Origin of the sequence: Devosia sp., from assembly GCF_034675085.1 — a bacterium.
Taxonomy (GTDB): Bacteria; Pseudomonadota; Alphaproteobacteria; order Rhizobiales; family Devosiaceae; genus Devosia.
Genome location: NZ_JAUCDN010000001.1, coordinates 15,888 through 40,810, shown reverse-complemented (window position 1 = coordinate 40,810; position 24,923 = coordinate 15,888). Strand labels below are relative to the sequence as shown.

The following is a 24,923-nucleotide window of genomic DNA, read 5'->3' as shown; positions in this document are numbered from 1 at the left end:
TTCGGCCTCGACCCGAAGGGGGATGGCGGCCTCCAGCTCCGGCCAGGGCAGGAGGCGCGGCATGGCGGCCGGGCGATAGCGATGGCTGGGCGCAAAGGCGTCGGCGCGCATCTTGAGGCGGGCGAGGCGGTGATCGCGCGGGGTCGGGGTATAATCGCCGCGCTCGGCAAAGAAATTGCCTAGATGGACGCCTTCGAGCCCGGCGAGGCTGGAGCACAAGAAGCCCAGCTTCTGGCGGTCGCCCGGCTGCATATGGTCGGGATGGGCCCAATGGGCATGCTTGCCGGCCTCGGCATAGACGACGGCACGCTCGCCCGCCATTTCCGGCAGGCCCGAGCCGATATCCATGGGCTTGCGCCCGCCATGGGAGGACGCCTCGACCTTGATGACGGCGCCATCGGCGGCGATATGCACCCAGACATGCTCCAGATCGTAGAGATGGCCGATATCCCAGTCATAGAAGACGGCATATTCGATGACAAAGGCGCCAACCGGCTCGACCCGGAATTTCGAGGAGGGCGACTGGCCAGGGGCGCGAAAGATGGTCCAGCCAAAGGCGTGGGGAGAATAGGGCTCGGCCTCATCCAGCATCAGGCAGGGCGCGTAGCGTTGCGCCAGCATTGCATCGGTCATGGTCACGCTATGGCTCCAGCGAGAGTCAGTTCCTCGGCGAAATGGCAGCGTACCTGCCGCCCGCCTGCCACGGTGCGCAAGGCGGGCGTTTCGGCGCTGCATCGGGGCTGGGCATAGGGGCAGCGCGGATGGAAGCTGCACCCGGTGGGCGGATTGGCGGCATTGGCGATTTCGCCCTTGAGCGGCACACGCTTGCGGGTGCGGTTGCCGCGCGGATCGGGCTGGGGCACGGCGGCCATCAGCGCCTCGGTATAGGGATGGAGCGGCCGGGAGAACAATTGTTCGGTGGGCGCCACCTCCATCAGCCGGCCCAGATACATGACGCCGACGCGATCGGAGATATGCTCGACCATGCCCAGATCATGGGTGATGAACAGGTAGGTGAGGCCGAACTGCTCCTGCAAATCCTGAAGAAGATTGATGTTCTGCGCCGCCACCGAAACGTCGAGCGCCGAAACCGCCTCGTCGGCGGCGATGAAGCTGGGATTGAGCGCCAGGGCGCGGGCAATGCCGATGCGCTGGCGCTGGCCGCCCGAAAAGGCGTGGGGATAGCGGTTGATGAATTCGGGGCGCAGGCCCACCACGCGCAACAGCTCGGCAACGCGGTCGCGGATTTCTCCTTCATTGCCCTTGCCATGGATGACCATGGGCTCGCCCACCAGCTCAAGCAGGGTCATGCGCGGATTGAGCGAGGAATAGGGATCCTGAAAGATCATCTGCATCTCGGCGCGCAGGGGCCGCATGTCGCGGTCGTCGAAACCCGATATGTCGATGATTTCACCATTGGCGCGGCGAAACAGGATTTGCCCGTCGGTCAGGTCATAGGCGCGCAGCATGAGGCGGGCGACGGTGGATTTGCCCGAGCCCGACTCCCCGACCAGCCCGAGCGTTTCGCCCTTCCTGATGTCGAGCGAAACATCATCGATGGCCTTGACCGCGCCGACCTGCTTCTTGAGCCAGCCGGCATGGATGGGGAAATATTTCTTGAGCCCGCGCACAGAGAGCAGCACGTCATCGGGCAGCGACAGGCCGGCGGGCGCCGATAGGTCAGACATGAGCCTGCTCCTGAACGAATTGATCGGCGATGTGGCAGCGCGACATCTGCGTGCCGAAGGTTTTTTCCGGCGGCACGACCACCTCGCACAGCCCCGTTACCGCATGGGCGCAGCGCGGATTGAAGGCGCAGCCCTCGGGCACGCTGAACGGATCGGGCACCATGCCCGGAATGGTGGGCAGGCGCCGCCCCTGATCGACGCCCAGGCGCGGAATGGAGCGCAGCAGGGCCTGGGTATAGGGATGCTTGGGCGCGTAGAAGATGTCGTCGACGCTGGCGGTTTCCACGATGCGCCCCAGATACATCACCGACACCCGGTCGGCGATGTCGGCCACCACGCCGAAATTATGGGTGATGAAGATGATCGCCATGCCCAGCTCGGACTGGAGCGATTTGAGCAGTTCGAGAATTTGCGCCTCGGTGGTGACGTCGAGCGCCGTGGTGGGCTCGTCGGCGATGAGCAGGCTGGGATCGCAGCTGATGGCCAGCGCGATCATGGCGCGCTGGCGCATGCCGCCCGAAAGCTGGTGGGGATAGGCATCGACCATTTCGGCCGGGCGCGGCATCTGCACCTTGGCCAACAGATCGATGGCGCGGGCGCGGGCGGCGGCCTTGCCCAGCCCCATATGCAATTGCACCGTGCGCATGATCTGGGTGCCGATGGTGTGGACGGGCGAGAGAGCCGTCATCGGCTCCTGGAAGATCATGCCGATATGGCGGCCGCGTATCTGGCGGATGGCGCGACTGTTGCGGTCCAGCGTCGCCAGGTCCTGCACGGCGCTCTCGCGCGGATGGAAGCGGATGCTGCCCTCTGGAGCGATGGCGCGCTTGGGCAGCAGCCGCATGATGGCCCGGGCGGTGATGGACTTGCCCGAGCCCGATTCCCCGACAATGCCGAGCACTTCGCCCCGGTTGACGTGGTAGGAGACGCCATTGACCGCCTTGACCAGCCCTTCGCGCAAGGGAAAGTGGACATGGACATTATCGAGTTCGAGCAGGCGTTCGGGCGCCATGGAAATATCGGTCATGATCTTACTGCCCATAGGGGTCCGCCGCGTCGCGCAGGCCGTCGCCGAGGAAATTGAAAGCGAGCACGGTCAGCACCACGGCAACCCCGGGTGAAAGTAGCCAAGGCGCCATGGAAATCGAGCGCAAATTCTGCGCGTCCTGAAGCAGCACGCCCCAGCTGACGATGGGCGGGCGCAGGCCCAGGCCGAGAAAGGACAGGGCGGTTTCGCCCAGGATCATCTCGGGCACGGCCAGCGTCAGCGCCGCGATGATGTAGGAGGTCATCGAGGGCAGCATGTGCTTGGTGATGATGCGGTATTCGCTGGCTCCGGCCAGGCGCGCCGCCATCACATAGTCCTCGTTGCGAATGGCGAAGAACTGCCCGCGCACCACGCGCGCCAGATGCGTCCAGCCGATCAGCGCCAGAATGAGGGTGATCAGCACATAGACAAAGAGCGGGTCCCAGGCGATGGGCAGGGCCGCGGCCAGCCCCATCCACAAGGGGATGGTGGGAATGGAGCGGATGAACTCGGTGAGGCGCTGGATGGAGCTGTCGATCCAGCCGCCGAAATAGCCCGCGACCGAACCCAGCGTCAGTCCCAGAACGAAGGCGAAGACCACCCCGACCAGCCCCGCCGACAGGGTGACGCGGGCGCCATGGGTGAGGCGGGAGAACACGTCCCGCCCCAGATCGTCGGTGCCCAGAAGGTTGATCTGCTGGCGCTTGTCCTCCACTCCGAAAAGGTGGACGCCGGTGCGGAACAGGCCGAAAAAGCTGTATTCGTCGCCCGAATGGAAGAGGCGGATCGGCAGGATGGTGTCGGTGTCGGTCTCGTAGCGGACGCGGGCGGTGTTGGGGTCGCGCTCGCGCGAGAGGCCATAGACGAAGGGGCCGATGAACTGGCCCTCATGGAACAGGTGAATGGGCGTGGGCGGGGCCAGCGTGCGCAGGCGCTGCACGCCGGTGGGGCTATAGGGCGCCACCGGCTCGGCAAAGATGGCGCATAGCGCCAGCAGCACCAGGAACCACAGCGAGACGACCGCCAGCACATGCTTGGAAAAGCGCCGCCAGATCAGCTTCCAGGGCTTGGCGGTATAAAGGTCTTCCTTGTGGTCGCGGGCGGGAAGGTCGGTGTTTAGAGCCTGTTCGGTCATGATGGGGCCCTCACGCGTAGCGGATGCGCGGGTCGAACCACGCCAGCAGGATGTCGGAAATCAGCGTGCCGATGACGGTGAAGACGCTGAGGATGAGAATGAAGCTGCCGGCCAGATACATGTCCTGCATCTTGAGCGCCTGGAGCAGCACCGGCCCGGTGGTGGGCAGGTTGAGCACTACGGCGGTGATGATGTCGCCGGAAAACAGCGCCGGCAAAGCCCAGCCCACGGTGGAAATGAACGGGTTGAGCGCGACGCGCACCGGATAGTTCCAGACCACGCGGGATTCCGACAGGCCCTGGGCATAGGCGGTTTCCACATAGGGCTTGCCCAGCTCGTCGAGCATGTTGGCGCGCATGACGCGGATGAGCCCGGCCGCCCCGCCCGTGGCCAGCACCACCAGCGGAATCCACAGATGCTGCATCAGATCGACCAGCTTGGCCCAGCTCCAGGGCGCGGTCTCGAAGGCGGGGGAGAACAGGCCGCCCACATGCAGGTTCATATAGACGAAGGCGATCCACATCAGCACCAGGGCCAGGAGGAAGTCGGGGATGCCCTTGCCCAGAAAGCCGAAGACGGTGAACACGTAGTCGAAGAAGGAATATTGGCGCGTCGCCGAATAGACGCCCACCGGAATGGCGATCAGCCAGGTGATGACCAGGCTGGCCGAGGAAATGGCCAGGGTGACGCCCAGCCGGTCCCAGATCAGGGTGGAAACCGGGGCGTTCCAATCCAGCGAATAGCCGAAATCGCCGCGCAGCACGATGGCGCTGATCCAGCGCCAATATTGCACCAGCAGCGGATCGTTCAGCCCCATCTGCTCGCGCATCACCGCTTCCTGGGCCGGCGAGATGTAGTCGCCGGCGCGGCGCAGCTCGGCGGCATAGGCCGACACGTAATCGCCCGGCGGAAGCTGGATGATGACGAAGGAAATGAAGGAAATGAAGATGAGCGTCGGTATCGCCAGAAGCGCGCGCCGCAGAATAAAGGCAACCATGCCGCAGGTCCTCTTGCCTTCCAGCCGCCCTCGAGATCGGGCGGAAACCAAGCCCGGGGACAAAAGCCCCCGGGCCATTTGGCCAGATCAATCCTGGTCGAGCCAGAACTGCTGGGTGCGGGCCATGCCCACGCCGCGGAAGATATCGTCCTGCACCAGATCAGGCTGGACGTTGTGCATGCGGTTGGAAACCACATTGACCACCGGGCCCTCGCCATAGACGCCGATCACCCAGCCCTGTTCGGCGAATATGCGCACCATCTCGGCGACATGGGCGTCGGCCACTTCCACCGAGGCGGAGGAGGAGGCCTGGTCCCACAGATCGAACACCTCGCGCAGCGGATGGTCGGCCGGCGGCTCGATGCCGGACGTGCCATCGGTATTGTACCAGACGTAATACTGGTTGGCGAAGGAGTCCGATCCCATCAGGCGCCGCGGATCGGCCGGCACATAGGTCATGCGGTCATAGGGCATCCACTGCATCTGGAAGTCGTTGTTGGAGCGGTTGTTGTCCCATTGCGTGCGGTCGATGACGCGGGGCAGCATTTCCACGCCGATATCGGCATAGTTCTCGGCCAGAAGCTCCAGCGTCTTGGCGTAGGAGGCGTCGTTGGCCTCCACGATCAGGCTGAAACGCTGCCCATCGGGACGCAGGCGGAAGCCCTGGGCGTCGCGCTCGGTGAGCCCGGCCTCGTCCAGCAGCGCATTGGCGTGGTCGGGATCGTACTCGACCCAGTGCTCGGACAGCTCGGGCACGTAATATTGCGAACCAGAGACGGGGGCGGCCTGCACCGGCTTGCCCAGGCCCGACTGGGTCAGCTCGATGATAAGCTCGCGGTCGATGGCCACTGACAGGGCCTCGCGCACCCGCGCATCCGCGAACAGGCCGCGCAGCACATCGTCGGTGGTGGTGATATTGGGCACCAGCGACCAGATGTTGGAATCCTTCCAGTTGACGATGTGGTAGCCGCCGCGCTCCTCGTTCTCGCGGTAGAAAGTGTAGTTCGCCAAGTTCAGGTGCCGGTCCTGCATGTCGAGCTGGCCCTGGGCGATCATCAGGTTGAGCGTCTCGGGGTCCTGGAACAGGCGATGCTCGATCCGGTCGATATAGGGGAGCTGGTTGCCCTCCTGGTCGACGGACCAGTAGTAGGGATTGCGCACCATGGTAACGGTATCGGCGGGGGGCGGCGTCTCGATCTGCCAGGCGGTCAGTACCGGCAGGTCGGGATTGAGCCACCAGGCGGTCACCGCGCCCTTGGAGCCCCACAGCCCCTTCCAGTTTTCGACCTGGAACTTGGTTGCGGCGGCCGCAAGCTCGGCCTCGCTGGCATATTTATTGTTGAACTGGCTGAGATAATGCTTGGGATAGACGAAGCTGGGACGGTCCAGGCTCGGCTCGCCGGTGGAATCCTTGGCCAGGATCTGCAGGAAATAGACATAGGGCTGGCCGAACTTGACGGTGAAGGTGCGCTCGTCGGCAATGCTGACTTCCATGGGCTTGCCGCCCGGCGCCAGCGTGGCGTCGATGGAGGGATTGACCTCGGGATTGAGGAAGACGTCCTCATACCAGAAGCGCACATCCTCGGTGGTCACGGGAACGCCATCGGACCATTTCAGCCCTTCGAGCAGGGTGAAGGTGAACTCGGTGGAATCGTCGTTGACCGAATAGGATTCGATATAGCCCGGAACCAGCACGGCGCCGCCAGTCTCGTCGGCGGCCCATTTGAGCACGCGCTCTTCCATGAGCTTGGTCGGCCCCCAGCGGTCGCCGGGGCCGTTGAAGGCGCGGCGCCAGACGCCGCCATATTCACCGACGCTAAGCGCCTCGACCACGGTGGGGTGCGTCGGCAGCCGCTCCTCGAGCGGCGGCAGCTCGCCCGCCTCGACCTTCTCGGTCAGCATCGGCGCTTCCTGGAATGCCCAGGCCGGGGCCGCCAAGGCCGTCCCGGCCAGCGCGGCGATTGCCAGGCGCGCAATCCAATTCTTGGCCATCATAAATCGTCCCTCATGCTGCTGCCGGCAATGCACCATTTGGTGAATTGCCGAACGTGTGAACAGTCCTCACCGGGCGGTCAGTCGAAACTAAAAATATTTTCATGACTAGCCTCCCTCTCCATCCTGTCTCAGCAACCGGCCGTACAATTATCTTGTCTCATTGCCAGTTTTCATGCTGTTACATGACTATCTATGCGCGCCAGCAAGCAAGGTGCAATACGAAAAAATTTGCACTTCTACCCTGGCCTGGCGCGAAATGGGGGCAAGCGGAGAACTTGAATGGAAGATTGGCAATGGAATCAGGGGTCTAGGGCATCTGTTCTCGCCGCCAAGAAAGCGCCGCTCTCGGCGCGAAAAAATTCACAGGCTGGTTACTTACGCCTTCTGGTCGAAACCCTGATGGCGGAAGAATCGATCCAGCGCCCCGCATTGGCGCAAAAAGTCGGCCTGTCGCGGCTGGCGGTCACCGAGTTGCTGGCGGAGCTGGAAATCTACGACCTGGTGCAGGTGCAGGGCGTGCTGGGCGGCACGCCGGGCCGCTCGCAGCTTTCCTATGCCCTCAAATCCGACGCCGCGCTGACGGTCGGGTTCGATGTGGGGGGAACCAAGGTGGCCGGCGCGATCGGCGATTTGCGGGGGCGGGTGCTGGCGGAAATGACCGAGCCCACCACGCGGGAAGGGGCCGATAGCTTGGTGGCGCAACTGGCCCGCATGACCGAGCAGCTCTGCGAGATGGCGCAGGCCCCGCGCCTGCGCCTGCGCCGGGCGGCTGTCGGCGTTCCTGCCGCCGTGCACCCCGAAACCGCTGATCTGAGCCTGGCTGGAAACCTGCCGGGACTGGAAGGGCGCAATCTGCGCGCCGCGCTCAAGCAGGGGCTGGGGCTGGAGGTGCTGATCGATAACGACGTCAATCTGGCGCTGCTGGCCGAGACCAGCCAGGGCGCGGCGACCGACCGGCGCAATGCCGTGTTCGTCGCGCTGGGCACCGGGATCGGCGGAGCGCTGATGGTCAATGGCTGCCTGCTGCGCGGCGCCCATGGCGGCGCCGGCGAAATGGGCTACATGCCGCTCTGGCAGATCGAGGCACCCGGCGTCGCCGCGCTGGAGGAAAGGGTGGGGGAGGCGGGCATCCGCAGCGCCTATGTCGCCGCCGGTGGCGATGCCGGCCACAGCGTATGGGATATTTTCGTCGCCGCCGGGACAGGCGAGGACGCCGCGCTGCGGACGCTGGACGGGGTTGGCGCGCAGGTGGCGCGGGCGCTGCTGACCATGCTGGCGCTGGTAGATCCCGAGATCGTGGTGTTCGGCGGCTCCATCGGCGCGCGCCCTGAATTCATCGCCCGGGTGAGCCAGCATGTCGCCCAGGCCTGGATGCGCCCGCTCGAAATGGTGGTAAGCAGCAGCGGCGGCAGGGCCGGGCTGATCGGTGCGCTCGAACTGGCGCGCCGGCATATGCTGGATGAGATGTTCGGGGTCTTGCCGGGGTAGGGGGTGTGAAAAGCTCGAAGATAAGGGTTAGGGGCCTTTTCCAGGAGCGGAGCCTACTGGCAGGCCCCCTCACCCGGCGCTACGCGCCGACCTCTCCCCCAAGGGAGAGGTGAAGAAAGACCGCCGCAGATCAAAGGAGAGGTGACGGGAAACGCCCCAAGGGGGCATTTTACTCTCCCGCCGTCGATGGCAAGACATGATGCAAGGGGCCGGTGGCGGGCACCGGCTTTCTCGGCCTATGATGGATGCATTGCTTCGCTTTCGGATCATGCCCATGCGCTTGCTGCTCCTGGTCTTTTTGCTGATTTTCACGCCCGGCGCTTTCGCCCAGGAGGCGGCGCCAGTGGCGGACGACGCCGGCATAAGCGAGCTTGTGCGCATCATCGAAAATCCCGAGACGCGGGCGGCGCTGGTGGACAAGCTCAAGCAGGCGGAAAGCGGTGCGCCGGCGGAGGAGACGCTGCCGCCCGATCTCAGCATCGCGCGGCAATTGGCCGAATATACCAAGACGGTGGCCGAGGGCGCCTCGACCACGCTGCGCTCGCTGGGCTCGGTCTTCGTCGAATTGCAGCATGGGCTGACCGGTACCATGGATGCCGATTTCACCGCCCTGCGCGATGTGGCGCTGGCGGTCCTGGCGGTGGCGGTGGGGCTGATCGGGGTGTTCCTGCTGCTGCGGCTCGTCGTCAAGCGGCTGCAACGGGTCATTGCCGGGCGGGTGGCGGGCAAGGGCTGGCTGTCGCGCATTTTCGGGGCGGCCATGGCGGCGCTCGTCGATTTCGGCGCGGTGCTGCTGGCCTGGGGCTGCGGCTATGTGCTGGCGCTGCTGCTGGCCGGCACGATGAGCGGGCGCATGGGCATCAACCAGTCGCTGCTGCTCAACGCCTTCCTGGTGGTGGAACTGAGCAAGCTGGTGGTGCGCACCATCCTGTCGCCGCCGCACGAGGAATTGCGGCTTCTGCCGGTGGGCGACGACAATGCCGCCTATTGGTCGTTCTGGCTGGCGCGCATCATCGCGCTTCTGGCCTATACCTTCTTTTTCGTCACGCCGCTTCTGGCCGCCAATCTCACTCCTGGCGCCGCCGCTTCGGTGCAGGTGCTGGTGATGGCGGCGGCGGTGACCATCGGCATCGTCATCGTGCTGCAAAACCGCGACGACGTGCGCAACTGGCTCTATCTGCTGGCCGCGAAGCGCGGTGGCGTCGGCATGGGGCAGGTGTTGCGCCTGGTGGGGCAACACTGGCATCAGCTGGCCATCCTCTATCTGGTGACCCTGCTGGTGGTGTGGTTCACCAATCCCGACGAGGCGCTGCCCTTCATGCTTGGCGCCACGGTACAATCGGTGATCGCCATCGTGGTGGGAACGCTGGTGGGCAGCTTCATCTCCCGCGCGGTCACCGCCGGCATGAAACTGCCCGAGGACGTCAAGAAGCGCCTGCCCCTGCTGGAGGGACGGCTGCACGCCTTCGTGCCCCATGTCATGCGGGTGGTGCATGGGGTGGTGGTCGGCGGGGTGGTGGTGACCATCGCCCAGGCCTGGTCGATCTTCGATTTTCTCGGCTGGATCGGCAGCGAGGCGGGCCAGCAACTGGCCGGCTCGGTGCTGTCGGCGGCGCTGATCGTGCTGGTGTGCATCGTGTTGCATGTGGTGGTGGCGTCCTGGGTCGAATATCGGCTCAACACCACCATCGGCAAGGCGCCGACCCCGCGCGAAAAGACGCTGCTGAACCTGTTCAAGAACGCCTTTACCGTGGCGCTGGTGATTTTCGGGCTGATGCTGGCGCTGGCCCAGGTGGGGGTCAATATCGCCCCGCTCATCGCCGGTGCCGGTGTGGTCGGCCTGGCCATCGGTTTCGGCGCCCAGAAGCTGGTGCAGGACATCATCACCGGCATCTTCATCCAGTTCGAGAACATCATGAACGAGGGCGACGTGGTGGCGGTGGGCGACAAATCGGGGGTGGTGGAAAAGCTCACCATCCGCTCGGTCACCATCCGCGATCTCTCCGGCACGGTGCATCTGATCCCGTTTTCCTCGGTGGACCAGGTCAGCAACATGATGCGCGGCTTCTCCTTCCACGTCGCCGAGATCGGCGTGGCCTATGACAGCGATATCGACCAGGTGCGCGCCGCGCTCGCCACCGCCTTCGATCGGCTGATGCAGACCCCGCACAAGGACGAAATTCTCGACGAGCTCGACATGCAGGGCATTATCGGCTTCGCGGCCTCGGCCGTCACCGTGCGCGCCCGCATCAAGACCCTGCCGGGCAAGCAATGGGCCATCGGGCGCAAGTTCAACGAGCTGGTCAAGGCGGTCTTTGCCGAAGAGGGCATCGAGATTCCCTATCCGCACATCACCTATGTGCAGGGCGGGGAAGCGCGTGCCTCGGGCCGCGTCCTGCATGCCGAACCGCCGCGCCGGGGCAGGGGCAAGGGGGCGCCAGCAGCGGGCTGACGCCATCGTGATCGGGGCACGGCTTTGCCTTAACACCATCTTAATCGGGTGCGTTAATATTTGCCTATGCGTCCTTGGCGGCATCGGGGGGCAGGGCGCGACTGTGTTTGCGTAAAACGAGGCCCATCATGTCGATCGTCCGCGCCGGAATGCGCCATATCCTCGCCCTGGCCCTCATGGCGGCATCGGCCGCCGCCGTTTCCCCCGCTTTTGCCAGCAGCGCCGATTTCGTGCGCGGATTGTGGCCTCAGGCCGAAGCGCGCGGGGTTAGCCGCTCCGCCTTCGAGGCGGCCTTTTCCGGGTACAGCTACCTGCCCAAGGTGATGGAGCTGACGCGCAAGCAGCCCGAATTCACCTCCACCGTGCAGCAATATATCGACCGGCGCGTCACCGATGCGCAGGCGAAAAAGGGCCAGGCCATGCGCGCCGAATGGCGCCAGACGCTGGCCGGCGCCCAGCAGCGCTGGGGCGTGCAGCCCGAAATCGTGCTGGCCATCTGGGGCATGGAAACCAATTTCGGCGGCTTCATGGGCGGAGAGAACACCATCTATGCCCTGGCCACCCTCACCGAAGGGGGGTATCGGGCCGATTTCTTCCGCAACGAGCTGCTGACGGCGCTGCGCATCATCTCGGACGGGCATGTGACGCCCTCGCGCATGGTCGGCTCCTGGGCCGGGGCCATGGGCCATACCCAGTTCATGCCGTCGAGCTTCATGCGCTATGCGGTCGACTATAATGGCGACGGCAAGAAGGATATCTGGAACTCGGTGCCCGACGCGCTGGGCTCCACCGCCAATTATCTGCACAGCTTCGGCTGGCGCCCGGGCGAAACCTGGGGCTATGAGGTCAAGCTGCCGTCCGGCTTCGATTTTTCCCGGGCTCGCCAGCTCGAGCGCGCCCCGCTCAGCCAATGGCAGGCGCTGGGCATCCAGCGGGTTTCGGGCAAGGCCTTTCCGCGCCCCGCCGATGTCGGCCGGCTCTATATGCCCGCCGGTTCCGCCGGGCCCGCCTTCCTGCTGCTGCCCAATTTCGACGTCATCAAGCGCTACAACAATTCCGACAGCTATGCGCTGGCGGTGGGCCATCTGGCCGACCGCATCCTGGGGGGCGGCGGCTTCGCCACGCCCTGGCCGGCCAATGACTATGCGCTCTCCAAGGACCAGCGCGCCGAACTCCAGACCCTGCTCGGCCGCGCCGGCTATGACGTGGGCACGCCCGACGGCGTCATCGGCCCGCGCACCCGCGCCGCCGTCATCGCCTATCAGACGAGCAAGGGGCTGGCCCCGGACGGGCATGTCTCGGGGCGCCTGCTCGACCGGCTGAAGCGTTAAGCTCCTGTTAACCCTTCGGGCGCATGCTTTTCCCGCTTAAGTAGAGGGCAGGCCGTTTTCCCAGATGGAAGATGCCTGCCCTCGCCCATTCCGGCGCCTTAAAATCTCCGGTTTTGCCGGCCAAGCCCGACCCATCCGCAATTGTTTCCTCCAGGCTGTCCGATGCCGCTTTCTCGCCGCCTTCTTGCCGGGCTCGCCGCGCTGGCCCTGATCCTCGCGCCGCTGCCGAGCCAGGCGCTCTCGATCATGGACCCGTTCAACATTCCCACCGCCATGGATGGCGGCACGGTCAAGGCCGGCGATTCGATCGCCTATGCCGATGGCGAGCGGCACCGGCTCGACGTTTATGCGCCCGAGGCGCGCGGTACGGCGGCGCCGGTGGTGTTCTTCATCTATGGCGGGGGCTGGAGCCGGGGCGACCGGGGCGACTATCAGTTTGTCGGGCGGGCGCTGGCGGCGCGCGGCTTCGTCGTCGTCATCGCCGATTATCGCCTCGTGCCCGAGGTGCGCTATCCCGGCTTTCTGGAAGACAGCGCCAATGCGCTGCGCTGGGTGCAGGACAATATCGCCAATTACGGCGGCGATCCCAACCGGCTGTTCCTCGCCGGTCATTCGGCCGGCGCCTATAATGCGGTGATGCTGGCGCTCGATCCGTCCTTCCTGCGCGACTACGGCGTCACCCTGCCGATCAGGGGCGTGGCGGCGCTGTCGGGGCCCTATGATTTCTATCCCTTCGAATATGGCGAGGTGCAGGAAGCGTTCGGCCAGGCGCCCAATCCGCAGGGCACGCAGCCGATCAATCTGGTGACCGCCGACACCCCGCCCATGTATCTGGCCACCGGCACCACCGACCCCATCGTGCGCATGCAGAACACCGAGCATTTCGCCGAGCGGCTCAAGGCCAGCGGGGTCTGGGTGACGACGCGCTATTACGAGGGGTTCGGCCATATGGAGCCGGTGATCGCCATGGGCGCGCTGTGGCGCTGGCGCATGCCGGTTCTGGACGACATGGTGGCGTTCTTCCAGATGTTCGGCGCCTTCCCCAGCGGCGTGCCCTATATCGCGGTGGCCCCCGAGCCGCCCGAAGGCGGCACTGGCATGGACAGCGTGGTGAGCGAACTCAATGCCATGTTCCAGCCGATCGAATAGGGCAAAGACCCCCTAGCAAACGCCTCAAGCGGGGTCCAGCCGCACCGATTCAGCCGAGCGGCGCACCGGGCCGTGGCAGACCGCCTCGATATTGTTGCCGTCGGGATCGAGCACGAAGGCGGCATAATAGCCGGGGTGATAGTCGCGCTCGCCGGGCTTGCCATTGTCGGTTCCGCCCGAAATCAGCGCTGCCCTGTGGAAGGCATCGACGCTTTCCCGGTCCCGGGCCTGGAAGGCCAGATGCACATGGGTGGGTGGGGTGCGCGCCGTGGCGGCGTCGACGAACAACTCGTCGATCTGGAACCAGTCCTTGCCCTGCTGCTCGATCCTGTGGCCGAGCGCGGCCAGCACCTGCTCGTAGAAATAGCGGGTGACCAGGAAATTGCGCGCCCGCAAATGCACATGGTCGATCAGGCGGCCGGTATGCCAGGTCATGCAATCGCTCGCTATGGCGGGAAAAAGCCGCCCGCAAAAACTCGTGGGCGGCTTGAGATGAAGGCGCTTATTCGGCCTGGTCGGCCGAAGCCGAATTGAGCTGGCCGTATTTCTCGACGCCGATCTTGTCGAGCAGGTCGAGCTGGGTCTCGAGGAAGTCGATATGGCCTTCCTCGTCGGCCAGAAGCTCCTCGAAGAGATTCTTGGAGACATAGTCGCCAAGCTCCTCGCACAATTCCCGGCTGGCCTTGTAGGCGGCGCGGGCATCGTACTCGCCGGCGAGGTCCGCCTCCAGCACTTCCTTTATGGTCTGGCCGATACGCAGCGGGGCGACCCGCTGCAGATTGGGATGGCCCTCGAGGAAGATGATGCGCTCGATGAGCCGATCCGCGTGGTGCATTTCCTCGATGGATTCGGCGCGTTCCTTGTTGGCCAGCTTCTTGTAGCCCCAATCGTCCAGCAGACGATAATGGACCCAATACTGGTTGACCGCCCCGAGTTCGAGAAAGAGGGCTTCGTTAAGCCGCTCGATGACCTGCGCTTCGCCTTTCACGACGTACTCCACTCCGTTGCTGCTTGAGCTTTTCCAGGCCAACGGGAAGCGTCATGACTTCTCCAGTCTGCCGGGCTTGCTGCGAGTGGTAGTTTTCGGTGACGCGGACGATAATGTCCACCACATTCGGCACGCAACCGCCGCATTTGGCGCGGCGGTTGAGCTCGCTATAGACCTTGGCCGGCACAACGAGCTGCCAGGGATCGGCGCGCAGCAGATCGAGGACGATATCCTCGATTTCCTTGCTGGTGATCATGTTGCACTGGCAGACGAGCATTTGCGGGCAAAAAATCTGGTGGCGCTTGCTGGGGCGCATAAAGCGACTTCAAATGCTGAATGTCAATGTCAGATATTGCCCGAAGGCCGAGCGGGGCGAGGGCGCGGCGATGTGCCGCCCTCAGCGTGGCTCGCGCCGGCGCAGAGCCAGGAGCGCGGCCTCGGCGGCGCTGCGATGGGCCGAGGAGAAAAATTCGCGCTGCGCCAGCACCATGACGGTGAGCAGGCCTGCCGCGATCGGCAGCCAGTCGGAGACGAACCAGGCCACGGTGGAGATGGAAAAATAATAGGCGCGGATGCCGCTGTTGAAATTGCGCGCGCCCAGGGCGTTGACGGCGGTGATGGCGTCGATTTCCTCGTCGGAGGTGGTGCCGGTCTGGTCGAGCGCGCCCAGCATGATGCAGAAATGGTTGAACTGGCGCAGCGACAGGGTGAAGGCGAAAAAGGCCAGCACGAACATGGCCAGCATCACCACCAGATGCAGTTGCACCTCCAGCATGGTGTAGCGGCGCGCCAGCGACAGCGAGGAGAGCGTCTCCATCAGCGCCGGCACCTGGCCGAACACGGCGAAGACGGCGAGAATCAGCAATACGGCGGTGGAGGCGAGAAAGCTCACCGAGCCCATGAGATTGCCCGCCAGGATGGCGTCGAACGGGGTTTCGCGCCGCGTGGCGTTGGCCACCCAGCGGCGGCGCTGGATATTCATGATCGAGGACAGGGACGGGCGCACCCGCTCCACCAGCGGCACGGCGATATTGTAGCCGTAATAACAGATGAGCGGAAAGAAGGTGGATAAAAGCGTGGTGGACAAGATGGGCTCCGCAGATGCTGCCGAGCCCTCATGCTAGCGCCTGAAGGTAAAGAAAGCCGCGCCGGGCGCCGCCTCCGTCCCTAGATCATTTCACCGTTTAGTAGAAACGCTGAAATGAACTAAGCCTTTGTTTCATCGCGTTTCCGAACCGCAAAACCGTTTCCACTTTTGCTGGAAACGCTCTAGATGGGCCGGCCGTTGCGGCGGTGGATGGCCTCGATCCCGGCCAGCACCTCGGGGCTCAGCGTCAGCCTGTGGGCGCCGATGGCGTTGGCGAGTTGGTCGGTGCTGGTGGCCCCGACAATGACCGAGGTGGTGAAGGGGCGCGAGAGGGCAAAGGCAATGGCCATCTGCGCCGGATCGAGCCCGTGGCTGCGGGCCAGGGCGACATAATCGGCGGTGGCCGCTTCCGATTGCGGATTGAGCCGCCAGAAGCCCTTCTGATAGGCCTTGCGGCTGCCCGGCGGGGTGACGCCGCCGGCATATTTGCCGGTCAGCAGGCCGGCGGCGAGAGCGGAATAGACCAATAGGCCCACATCCTCGTGATGGCTCAACTCGGCCAGGTCGAGGTCGAAATGGCGGCGCAGGAGATTATATTCGTTCTGCACCGAGACGAGGCGCGGCAGGCCCCGCTCCTGGGCGATGCGCAGCCATTGGGCGATGCCCCAGGTGGTCTCGTTGGAGACCCCGACATGGCCGATCTTGCCTTCCTTGACCAAGGCGTCGAGGGTTTCGAGCATGTCGGCGATATTGTCGAGGACGCTGGCGGTGTCCTGCTTGTGGGGCGCATAGGTCCAGGAATGCTCGAAATTATAGTGGCCGCGGCTGGGCCAGTGGATCTGGTAGAGATCGATATGATCGGTGCGCAGCCGCCTGAGGCTGCCTTCCAGCGCCTGGCGGATCGCGGCGCCATCGGCCCGCTTGCCCTCGCGGATGAAGGCGTTTCCGCCCCCGGCAATCTTGGAGGCGATGATCCACTGGTCGCGCCTGCCGGTGCGGGCCAGCCAGGAGCCGATGATCTCTTCGGTGCGGCCCGAGGTCTGCGCACTGCCGGGCACGGCATAGAGCTCGGCCGTATCCATGAAATTGATGCCGGCCTCCAGCGCCATGTCGATCTGGGCGTGCCCCTCGGCCTCGGTGTTCTGGCTGCCCCAGGTCATGGTGCCCAGGCAGATTTCGGTGACGCGCAGCGCGGTGCGGCCAAGGGGATTGCTTTTCATGGCTGTTCCGGGGAGTTGGAAGGATGGAGGCGGCAACCTAGCCGATCCCGCCGGAAAAGACAGGTATTCTGACATAAAATTCCCCTGTCAAAAAACCGTCAGATAAAGCGGTTTAGGGGTTGAGGTCCGCGTCCGCACCCCCTATATAGCCCTCACGCAATGGCTTGGCCCTTGCGATGACGCGGGATGGAGCAGCCCGGTAGCTCGTCAGGCTCATAACCTGAAGGTCGCAGGTTCAAATCCTGCTCCCGCAACCAAAGAAAGCCCAGTGAACTCGATGAGTTCGCTGGGCTTTTCCTTTTTTGCCGTGGGTTTCGGCATGTCTCCCGGGGTCAAATCGGATGGGCGCCTATGGCGCCTCGATGGTGGGGCAGTTCTCGCGGATGAAGATGTCGAAGGGCGTGTGGTGAGGGTGTCCCGCGACAATTTCTCCGCGTTGGAAATGTTGGGCCAGAATATCAAGGGCGCGGCTGGCCTCCAGGCGAGGGTTCTGGTCGATCACCGCGTCGAGTATGCCGTCACGCAGCAATTGGCGACGCGATGCGGTCAATTCATGGGTGATCATGACGATGTGCTGGTCCAGACCCATTGCCAGGATACTTCGCGCGATCGCCATGTTTCCGGCCGACGCATTGTAGATGCCGCGAACCTGTGGCGCGTCAATCAGGGCCGCTGCGACGACCTCGCCCGCCGTGGCCGGATCTTCGCCGCTTTCCAGCGTAGCCAATATGCGGCATTGGGGAAACCGCTCGCGCAGCACGGTGCGGAAACCCATCTCGCGTTCCTCGTGCCCAACCATGCGCTGCATGCCCAGCACGATGAGCACCTCCCCGCCCTCATTCCCCAGAAACCGGCCCATGAGTTCTCCGACCACGCGGCCCATCTGCCGATTGTCGGCGCCCACATAGGCCAGGCGCCCGCAATTGGGCAGGTCCGTGACCAGGGTCACGATCGGAAGTTTTGCAGAATGCAGGCGCAGCGCATCGGACAGGCGCGGATCGTTTGGACAGGTAATGATCAAGCCGTCATAGGTATCGGCGATTTCCTCGATCTTCCGGGCCGTGCCGGCGGGATCGCTCACGTCGATATAGTGGATGAAGGCCGTCATCCTGAGGTCCGCCTTTGAGACGTTCTCCTCGGTAAAAGCATCGCGAAGCGCCCGAAAGAACGGGTTGTGCGGCGACTGCATCAGCACGGCGATCCGCAAGGAGCGCAGATGGCTGCGGAAAATCCGCCGATCAAGGTTCAGCCGGCTCGCCCATTCCAGAACCTTGGCTTCCGCCTTGGGCGAGACCCCGCCCCGGCGGTTCACGACGCGATCCACCGTCGAGAGACTGACACCGGCCGCCAGGGCGATCTGTTCGAGCGTGGTCTTGCTGGACATGGCGGCTCCGTTGCTGGATTCCCACCACGACATTTGAAGGGAAACCATCAAGAGTCAACTTCATTGGCCAAGACCCTCCCGATAGGCTGATCGCAATAGGGAGGAAATCGTGAAAGACGCAACCGCAGCCCGTTCGGGCGCATCGGCAATTCGCCTTGGTGTCAGCCCGTTGTCCTGGGTCAACGAGGTGCTCGACGATTTCGGTCGCGGCACCGGCGCCGAGCAATGTCTCTCCGAGGCGGCTTCGGCAGGATATGAGGGGGTTGAACTCAGCCGGATTTTTCCGCGCGATGCGACATCCCTGTCGCAAATGCTTGCCCGCCATGGACTGTCCCTGGCCTCGGGCTGGCACAATGGTTTTCTGGCCGACCGCAGCGTCGAGGACGAGATCGTCGCGGCGCGCGAACATGCGAGCCTGCTCAAGGCCTGTGGCGTTTCGGTCATGGTCTATGGTGAATGCGCGCGGATGCCTGACAGCGCGCTCGATATCGGCATGTCCGGCCGATGGACGCTGGCGAGCGGCGAATGGGCCGGCTATGGCGAGCGGCTGACGCGCTTTGCCGAGGCGCTGCGCGACGAGTTCGGACTTGGCCTTGCCTATCACCACCATCTGATGATGGTGGCAGAAACGATGGACGAGGTGCGCGCCGTCATGGCGGCCACCGGTCCCCAGGTGGGCCTGCTGCTCGATACCGGGCATGCCTATGCCGCAGGCTACGACTATGCGACGCTGATCGAAAAGTTCGGCCCCCGCATCAACCACATCCATCTCAAGGATGTGCGTGCGCCGGTTCTGGCAGAGGTGCGGGCGCGCGACCTCAGCTTCAACGCCGCGGTTCGGTCGGGAATGTTCACCGTGCCCGGTGACGGCGCGGTCGATTACGGCCCATTGGCGCGATTCCTGGCGGAGAGCCGCTATTCCGGCTGGCTGGTCGTGGAGGCTGAACAGGACCCCGCCATGGCGCCGCCGGCGCCGACGGTGGCGCGCGCCCATCGCTTCGTTTCCGAAACCATCCTGAAACCTGCCCTCGAAAGGGCATGAGGACGTCATGACGCGCAAGATTTTGAACATCGGCCTGATCGGTTCCGGCTTCATGGGGCAGGCCCATGCCGACGCATTCCGGCGCGCGGCCCTTCTTTACCGCGACCTTCCGGCGGTGCCGGCGCTGCATACGCTGGCCGACGCCAGTCAGGAGCTGGCGGATGCCGCCGCCGCGCGGTTCGGCTTCGCCAAGGCGACGTCGGATTGGCGCGCCATGATTGCCGATCCGGAGATCGACATTGTCGACATCACCACGCCCAACGCCATGCATGTGGAGATGGCCATGGCGGCCATCGCGGCCGGTAAGCATGTTTATTGCGAAAAGCCCCTCACCGTGAAGCTCGAAGACGCCAGGGCGCTGGCCGAAGCGGCCGAGAAGCGCGGCGTCAAGACCATGGTGGCGTTCAACAATATCAAGACGCCGGCCGCCCTGCTTGCCAAGCGCCTGATCGAGCGTGGCGATATCGGCACGCCCACCCGTTTTCGCGGCTGGTTCGACCAGGGCTTTTTCAACGACCCGGAAATGGCCTGGAGCTGGCGCTGCTCGCGGCAGCAGGCGGGCTCGGGCTCTCTCGGCGATCTGGGCTCGCACGTCATCAGCGTGGCGCAATTCCTGATGGGGGGCATCGAAAGCGTCTCGGGTCAGGAGCAGACCTTCTTCAAGACCCGCCCGGCTCCGGGCGGCGGTTCGGGCTATGGCGCCAGCGTCGATGCATCGGGCGCGCGGCTCGCGGTCGAGAACGAGGACCAGTTCCAGTCGCTGGTGCGCTTCGCCAATGGCGCCGGCGGCACAATCGAATCTTCCCGCATCGCCGCGGGCAAGATCTTCGGCGTCTATTGGGAGGTCTCCGGCACCGAAGGCACCATCGTCATGGATGGCGAGCGGTTCAACGAGCTCAAGATCGCCCGCTATGGCGACGAGAAGCACGACCGTGGCTTCAAGACGCTTCTGGCCGGCAGCCAGGTCGAGCAATTCAACGGGTTTTTCGGCTTCGACTTTGCCGGCGGCGGGCTGGGGTATTTCGACGTCAAGGTGATCGAGGTCCACGACCTGATCCAGGGGATCATGAGTTCGGGCGGGTGCTTCCCCGATTTCCGCTTCGGCTTCGAAAATCAAAAGATCATCGCGGCGATGGAGCGGTCGGCCGCCGAGGACCGTCGTATCGGCCTAGGAGACCTCGCATGAGCAAAATTGCCATCATGGGTGCGGGCCGCATGGCGAAAGTCCATGCCGCCTCGATCATCGCAGCCGGCGCCAGCATCGCTGCGATCTACGATCCGGTGTCCGAAGCCGCCGAGGCCCTGGCCAAGTCGACCGGCGCCCGCGCCGCCGCCTCGGCGGCCGACGCCATGGCCGATCCTGCGGTGGACGCGATCATGATCGCCACCTCGTCCGACACCCATGTCGAGCTGCTCTATGAGGCGGTGAAGACGGGCAAGCCGGTGCTTTGCGAAAAGCCGCTGGCTTCGAGCTACGCCGCCAGTCGCGAATTCATCGCCACGGTCGGAGAGGCGGCGGCTCGAAAAGTCTTTCTGGGCTTCAATCGCCGTTTCGACCGTGGGCATGCTTCCGTTCGGGAGGGCGTGCATGCCGGACGCATCGGCCGGCTGGAGCAGCTGACCATCACCAGCCGCGATCCGTTCCCGCCGCCGCTCGAATACGTGCCGCGCTCGGGCGGGCTGTTCCGCGACATGATGATCCATGATTTCGACATGGCGCGCTCCATCGTCGGCAAGAATATGGTGTCGGTCACGGCGCATGGCTCCTCGATTATCGACCCGGAAATCGGCCGGCTGGGGGATGTCGATACCGCCAGCGTAACCATGCTGGCCGAGGACGGGACCATCGTCACCATCCTCAATTCCCGGCGCTGCGCCTTCGGATTCGACCAGCGCATCGAGGCCTTCGGCGCGCACGGCATGCTCGTCTCCGACAATCCGCGCCAGTCGGGATTTACCGCCTACAGCCAGGATGTGCCGGGGGCGCCCGCGCCGATCCTCGAATTCTTCATGGAGCGCTATGGCCCGTCCTATACCGCCGAAATCCGGCTGTTCCTCGACTGCGCCCGCGAAGGGCGGGACATGCCGGTCAATGCCCTGGACGGGTTGATGGCAGCCTATCTCGCCGAAGCAGCGACAGCGTCCCTCAAGCACGGCCGCACCATCCACCTGACCGGCCCCGAACAGGATTTCGAACATGTCTGATCTGGATACCCGTCATGCCCACACCGCTGCCATCGTCACCGGCGGCGCCCAGGGGGTCGGCCTGGCGATTGCCCGCCAGCTCGTGGCCGAGGGCTGCCGGAAGCTCATGCTTGCGGGTCGTGATGCGGCCAAGGGCGAGGCGGCAATAGCCGAGCTTCGAGCGGCCGGCGCCGATACGCGGTTCGTCTCCCTCGACTTGCAGGATGTCGATGCGTGTCTGGGGATCGTGGATGCCGCCGTCTCGGCCTTTGGCGAGGTTAATGCGCTGATCAATGCCGCGGCGCTCGGCGCTCGCGGCACCCTGCTCGACACCTCGGTGGACCTCTGGGACCAGATGTTCGACACCAATGCGCGGGCGCCGTTCTTTTTGATGCAGGGCTTCGTCAAGCATCGCCTGGAGAAGGGCGGCGGCGGATCGATCGTCAACATTCTCTCGCAATGCGCTCATTGCGGCCAGTCCTACCTGGCGCCTTATTCCGCCTCCAAGGGCGCGCTGGCGACGCTGACCAAGAACGTCGCCAATGCCTATCGCTTCGACCGCATCCGCTGCAACGCCATCCTGCCTGGCTGGATGGATACGCCGGGAGAGGACATCACCCAGCGCAAATATCATGGCGCGACCGATGGCTGGCTCGACCGGGCCGAGGCCGGCCAGCCCATGGGGCAGCTGTGCAAGCCACACGAGCTTGCCGGCCTGGCCAGCTACCTGCTGAGCGCCCAGGCCGGCGTCATGACCGGCGCGCTGATCGACTACGACCAGAACGTTGCGGGCTCGTATCCCGAATAGGGCCGCTATGTGCCGCTCTTCGGAGCACCTCAACAAAGGGAGGAGAACCTCATGAGGAACCTGACGCTTGCAGCCACCGCGCTGCTTTTGATGACCAGCACGGCCTTTGCCGAACGCTATGTGATGATCACACACACCCAGGGAACCGATACATTCTGGCCCGTGGTGGAAAAAGGCGGCCGGGACGCCGCTGCGGCGATCGGGGCGGATTTCGAGTATAATTTCGCCCCCTCCGGCGACATGGCCGATATGGCCAGCCTGATCGAAGCGGCCACCGCCACCCAGCCCGATGGGATCGTGGTGTCGCTGCCCGATGTCGGCGCTCTCGGCCCCGCCATCCAGGCGGCTGTCGCTTCCGGCGTTCCGGTCATTACCATCAATTCCGGCGCAGATTTTTCCAGGTCGGTCGGTGCGATCATGCATATCGGCCAGCCCGAACGCCTGGCGGGCGAGGCTGCCGGACGGCGGGCGCGCGAGGAGGGCGCGGTCAACGGACTGTGCCTCAACCACGAGGCGTTCAACGCCTCGCTCGTCGAGCGGTGCGAAGGCTATTTCGAGGGCAGGCCGCTCAACATGATCGACGTCTCCAATGACGTCGCGCAAATTGAGGCCAGGACGGCGGCCGCCTTGCAGTCGAACACCGATATCGATTCGCTGCTGGCCGTGGGGCCGCATGTCTGCGAGGCCGCGGCGGCGGCCATCGACTCCGTCGGCGCCGACATCCATCTCTCCTGCTTCGACCTGACGCCGGGTGTGATCAATCTCATCAAGGACGGCAAGGTCGCGTATGCGATCGATCAGCAGCAACGCTTGCAGGGCTATCTCCCCGTGATCTTCCTTCACCTCTACACCACCGGGGGCGGACTGTTGCCCGGCTCGGATGTGCCCTCTGGCCCGGGATTCGTCGATCAGTCGAATGCCGCGGCGGTGGAGGCACTGGCGGGCGTCGATCGCTAGGCAGACAACACAATAACGGGACGGCCGCGATGTGCGGCTGTCCGCCTATTAGGAGGAGAAGTCATGTCCGGGACAGTGTCTCGCACCGGCCGGTCCGAGGTGGACAGGCTGAACAAAGGCGGCACGATCCGCACATTGATGAGGCGACCCGAGGTCGGCGCCTTCGTGGTCATGGCCGTGGTCATTGTCGCGATTGCCGTCGTCTCGGGCGGCACGGCCCTCAACCCGCTGGGTCTTAAGAACAATCTTTCGATCATCTCGCAATTCGGCATTATCGCCACCGGCGCCTGCCTGCTCATGATCGCCGGCGAATTCGATCTGTCGATCGGATCGATGATCGGCTTTGCCGGCATGGCCATGGCCATGATGCTCAAATGGGGCCTGCCCTTCGGCCTGGGGCCGGCAACGCCCCTGAGCGCTTTTGCGCTCACCCTGGTCATGACCTTGTCCATCGGCTGGCTGATCGGCTTCATCGTCGTGCGGTCGGGCCTTTCCAGCTTCATCGTGACCTTGGCCTTTCTCTTTTTCCTGCGCGGCGCCACCGAAGTCAGCTTCCGCCTCATCAATCAATCCACCCAGATCTCTGGCCTGCCCGACTACAAGCAGAGCGACTGGTTTGCCCGGATGTTCGGGGGCGAGAGCCTGGGCTGGTTCTACGACATCTGGTTCGCTCTCGGGGGCAATCTCAATCGCGCCGGCGTCCAGTGGGTCACCGGCTTCGACGCGCGGCTGGTGTGGTGGCTGGTTATTGCGCTGGTCGCCTATATCGTGCTGTCGCGCACGCAGGCCGGCAACTGGATCTATGCCACCGGCGACAACCCGGAGAGCGCCCGCGCCAACGGCGTGCCGGTGGACAAGGTGCGTATCGGCCTGTTCATGTTCACGGCCTTTTGCGCCACGATCTTCGCCGCCTGCCAGGTGTTCGAGACCAATACCTCCGATGCCGCCAAGGGCAATCTCAAGGAGCTGGAAGCCATAGCCATAGCCGTGGTCGGCGGCACGCTGATGACCGGCGGCTTCGGTTCCGTGGTCGGCGTGTTGTTCGGCGCCATAACCTTCGGCCTGGTCGCCAATGCGGTCTTCTTCATTCCCGCGATCGACGGCAGCTATTACCGCGTCTTTGTCGGCGTGGTGCTGCTCAGCGCGGTGTTCCTCAACGAGGGCATCCGCAAGCGCATCACCGGAGGCTTGTGAGATGGCAATTCCGGTCATTCGCCTCGAAGGCGTCGTCAAGCGTTTCGGCCCGTTCACCGCGCTCAATGGCATCGACCTCGACATCTATCCCGGCGAGGTTCATGCCTTGCTTGGAGACAATGGCGCGGGCAAGTCCACCCTGATCAAGATCCTGGCCGGCGTTCACCAGCCGACCGAAGGCCGGATCTATGTCAATCAAGCGCCGGTGGCCTTCCGTTCTCCGCGCGACGCCAGCCGCGCCGGCATCGGCACCGTCTATCAGGACCTCGCCCTCAATCCGCTCATGAGCGTCACGCGCAACTTCTTCATGGGGCGGGAACTGCGGATCGGCCCAGGGCCGTTCGGCCTGCTCAGGATGAACGAAATGGACCGGATAACCCATGATGAAATGGTCAAGATCGGCATCAATATCTCCGATCCTCAGCAGGTGGTGGGCACCATGTCGGGGGGACAGCGCCAGACGCTGGCCATCGCCCGTGCGATCTATTTCGGCGCCAGGGTGCTCATCCTGGACGAACCCACCTCGGCACTGGGCCAGAAGCAGCAGATGGAAGTGCTCAAGACCATGATGCGGGTCAGGACGCGGGGCGACATCGCCATCATCTTCATCACCCACAATGAAGTGCATTCCAAGCTCGTGGCTGACCGCTTCACCTTTCTGGCCCTGGGCGAAGTGATCGGCGGCGGGACCAAGGCGGATATGGCCGATGCCGATATTCGGCATCTGATGGCCGGAGGCGTCGAAATCCGCGACCTCGCCAGGGAGCTGGCCGATATCGGGGCCGGATAAGCCTCGG

22 protein-coding genes, 1 tRNA gene and 1 pseudogene are annotated in these 24,923 nt (G+C 64.3%); 12 read left to right on the top strand and 12 right to left on the bottom strand.

Annotated elements, in window-relative coordinates:
- The 6 genes and pseudogenes from VDP82_RS00185 to VDP82_RS00160 all read right to left on the bottom strand — a co-directional run.
- Nucleotides 1-639, bottom strand: a pseudogene (locus VDP82_RS00185) (HAD family hydrolase); the annotation flags it as partial.
- Entirely contained in the window at nucleotides 636-1,688 is a 1,053-nt protein-coding gene (locus VDP82_RS00180; protein ID WP_323012809.1) for an oligopeptide/dipeptide ABC transporter ATP-binding protein, read from the bottom strand. The pseudogene VDP82_RS00185 and the gene VDP82_RS00180, both read right to left, overlap by 4 nt.
- Nucleotides 1,681-2,715 (bottom strand): ABC transporter ATP-binding protein, encoded by a 1,035-nt coding sequence (locus VDP82_RS00175; RefSeq protein ID WP_323012808.1) that lies wholly within the window; start codon nucleotides 2,713-2,715, stop codon nucleotides 1,681-1,683. Before VDP82_RS00175 ends, VDP82_RS00180 begins: the two co-directional genes overlap by 8 nt.
- Before the next feature lie 4 nt (nucleotides 2,716-2,719).
- Nucleotides 2,720-3,850 carry an ABC transporter permease gene (locus VDP82_RS00170; protein ID WP_323012807.1) on the bottom strand — a complete coding sequence of 377 codons (1,131 nt, stop codon included), beginning with the start codon at nucleotides 3,848-3,850 and terminating at the stop codon, nucleotides 2,720-2,722.
- A 10-nt stretch (nucleotides 3,851-3,860) separates the two neighbouring features.
- Nucleotides 3,861-4,847, bottom strand: a complete 987-nt coding sequence (locus VDP82_RS00165; RefSeq protein ID WP_323012806.1) for an ABC transporter permease — start codon at nucleotides 4,845-4,847, stop codon at nucleotides 3,861-3,863.
- A gap of 87 nt (nucleotides 4,848-4,934) precedes the next feature.
- A complete protein-coding gene (locus VDP82_RS00160; RefSeq protein ID WP_323012805.1) occupies nucleotides 4,935-6,842 on the bottom strand; it encodes an ABC transporter substrate-binding protein in 1,908 nt (635 codons plus the stop codon).
- A gap of 399 nt (nucleotides 6,843-7,241) precedes the next feature.
- Between VDP82_RS00160 and VDP82_RS00155 the strand changes: the two genes are divergently transcribed.
- From VDP82_RS00155 to VDP82_RS00140, 4 genes are all read left to right on the top strand, one after another.
- Entirely contained in the window at nucleotides 7,242-8,330 is a 1,089-nt protein-coding gene (locus tag VDP82_RS00155) for an ROK family protein (protein ID WP_323012804.1), read from the top strand.
- Between the two features lie 274 nt (nucleotides 8,331-8,604).
- Nucleotides 8,605-10,782 carry a mechanosensitive ion channel domain-containing protein gene (locus VDP82_RS00150; protein ID WP_323012803.1) on the top strand — a complete coding sequence of 726 codons (2,178 nt, stop codon included), beginning with the start codon at nucleotides 8,605-8,607 and terminating at the stop codon, nucleotides 10,780-10,782.
- 128 nt (nucleotides 10,783-10,910) lie between these two features.
- Nucleotides 10,911-12,113 carry a lytic murein transglycosylase gene (locus VDP82_RS00145; RefSeq protein ID WP_323012802.1) on the top strand — a complete coding sequence of 401 codons (1,203 nt, stop codon included), beginning with the start codon at nucleotides 10,911-10,913 and terminating at the stop codon, nucleotides 12,111-12,113.
- A 162-nt stretch (nucleotides 12,114-12,275) separates the two neighbouring features.
- On the top strand, nucleotides 12,276-13,262 hold the full coding sequence (locus VDP82_RS00140; RefSeq protein WP_323012801.1) for an alpha/beta hydrolase: 987 nt from the start codon (nucleotides 12,276-12,278) through the stop codon (nucleotides 13,260-13,262).
- A 24-nt stretch (nucleotides 13,263-13,286) separates the two neighbouring features.
- On the opposite strand, the gene VDP82_RS00135 is transcribed toward VDP82_RS00140, so the two are convergent.
- The 5 genes from VDP82_RS00135 to VDP82_RS00115 form a co-directional block, all read right to left on the bottom strand.
- On the bottom strand, nucleotides 13,287-13,697 hold the full coding sequence (locus VDP82_RS00135; protein WP_323012800.1) for a VOC family protein: 411 nt from the start codon (nucleotides 13,695-13,697) through the stop codon (nucleotides 13,287-13,289).
- 67 nt (nucleotides 13,698-13,764) lie between these two features.
- Entirely contained in the window at nucleotides 13,765-14,250 is a 486-nt protein-coding gene (gene bfr / locus VDP82_RS00130; protein WP_323012799.1) for a bacterioferritin, read from the bottom strand.
- Complete coding sequence (locus tag VDP82_RS00125; protein WP_323012810.1) at nucleotides 14,216-14,527, bottom strand: (2Fe-2S)-binding protein; 312 nt, start codon at nucleotides 14,525-14,527, stop codon at nucleotides 14,216-14,218. The genes bfr and VDP82_RS00125 overlap by 35 nt, the downstream gene beginning before the upstream one ends.
- Nucleotides 14,528-14,647: 120 nt before the next feature.
- Nucleotides 14,648-15,337, bottom strand: a complete 690-nt coding sequence (locus tag VDP82_RS00120) for a DUF599 domain-containing protein (protein ID WP_323012798.1) — start codon at nucleotides 15,335-15,337, stop codon at nucleotides 14,648-14,650.
- Between the two features lie 182 nt (nucleotides 15,338-15,519).
- Nucleotides 15,520-16,557: an aldo/keto reductase gene (locus VDP82_RS00115; protein WP_323012797.1), complete on the bottom strand. Its 1,038-nt coding sequence runs from the start codon at nucleotides 16,555-16,557 to the stop codon at nucleotides 15,520-15,522.
- A gap of 180 nt (nucleotides 16,558-16,737) precedes the next feature.
- On the opposite strand from VDP82_RS00115, the gene VDP82_RS00110 reads away from it, so the two are divergent.
- Nucleotides 16,738-16,814 (top strand) — tRNA-Met (locus VDP82_RS00110).
- Between the two features lie 92 nt (nucleotides 16,815-16,906).
- Here VDP82_RS00110 and VDP82_RS00105 read toward each other — a convergent pair.
- A complete protein-coding gene (locus VDP82_RS00105) occupies nucleotides 16,907-17,941 on the bottom strand; it encodes a LacI family DNA-binding transcriptional regulator (protein ID WP_323012796.1) in 1,035 nt (344 codons plus the stop codon).
- A gap of 109 nt (nucleotides 17,942-18,050) precedes the next feature.
- On the opposite strand from VDP82_RS00105, the gene iolE reads away from it, so the two are divergent.
- The 7 genes from iolE (at nucleotide 18,051) to VDP82_RS00070 (ending at nucleotide 24,916) form a co-directional block, all read left to right on the top strand.
- Nucleotides 18,051-18,983, top strand: a complete 933-nt coding sequence (iolE, locus tag VDP82_RS00100; protein WP_323012795.1) for a myo-inosose-2 dehydratase — start codon at nucleotides 18,051-18,053, stop codon at nucleotides 18,981-18,983.
- 7 nt (nucleotides 18,984-18,990) lie between these two features.
- Nucleotides 18,991-20,169 (top strand): Gfo/Idh/MocA family oxidoreductase, encoded by a 1,179-nt coding sequence (locus VDP82_RS00095; protein ID WP_323012794.1) that lies wholly within the window; start codon nucleotides 18,991-18,993, stop codon nucleotides 20,167-20,169.
- Complete coding sequence (iolG, locus tag VDP82_RS00090) at nucleotides 20,166-21,188, top strand: inositol 2-dehydrogenase (protein WP_323012793.1); 1,023 nt, start codon at nucleotides 20,166-20,168, stop codon at nucleotides 21,186-21,188. The genes VDP82_RS00095 and iolG overlap by 4 nt, the downstream gene beginning before the upstream one ends.
- Nucleotides 21,181-21,975 (top strand): SDR family oxidoreductase, encoded by a 795-nt coding sequence (locus VDP82_RS00085; protein ID WP_323012792.1) that lies wholly within the window; start codon nucleotides 21,181-21,183, stop codon nucleotides 21,973-21,975. Before iolG ends, VDP82_RS00085 begins: the two co-directional genes overlap by 8 nt.
- 51 nt (nucleotides 21,976-22,026) lie before the next feature.
- Nucleotides 22,027-22,932 (top strand): sugar ABC transporter substrate-binding protein, encoded by a 906-nt coding sequence (locus VDP82_RS00080; protein WP_323012791.1) that lies wholly within the window; start codon nucleotides 22,027-22,029, stop codon nucleotides 22,930-22,932.
- Between the two features lie 63 nt (nucleotides 22,933-22,995).
- Nucleotides 22,996-24,126 carry an ABC transporter permease gene (locus tag VDP82_RS00075; protein WP_323012790.1) on the top strand — a complete coding sequence of 377 codons (1,131 nt, stop codon included), beginning with the start codon at nucleotides 22,996-22,998 and terminating at the stop codon, nucleotides 24,124-24,126.
- A 1-nt stretch (nucleotide 24,127) separates the two neighbouring features.
- The gene (locus VDP82_RS00070; RefSeq protein WP_323012789.1) at nucleotides 24,128-24,916 is read left to right on the top strand and encodes an ATP-binding cassette domain-containing protein; all 789 of its coding nucleotides are present in this window, start codon (nucleotides 24,128-24,130) and stop codon (nucleotides 24,914-24,916) included.
- The last annotated feature ends 7 nt before the right edge of the window (nucleotides 24,917-24,923 follow it).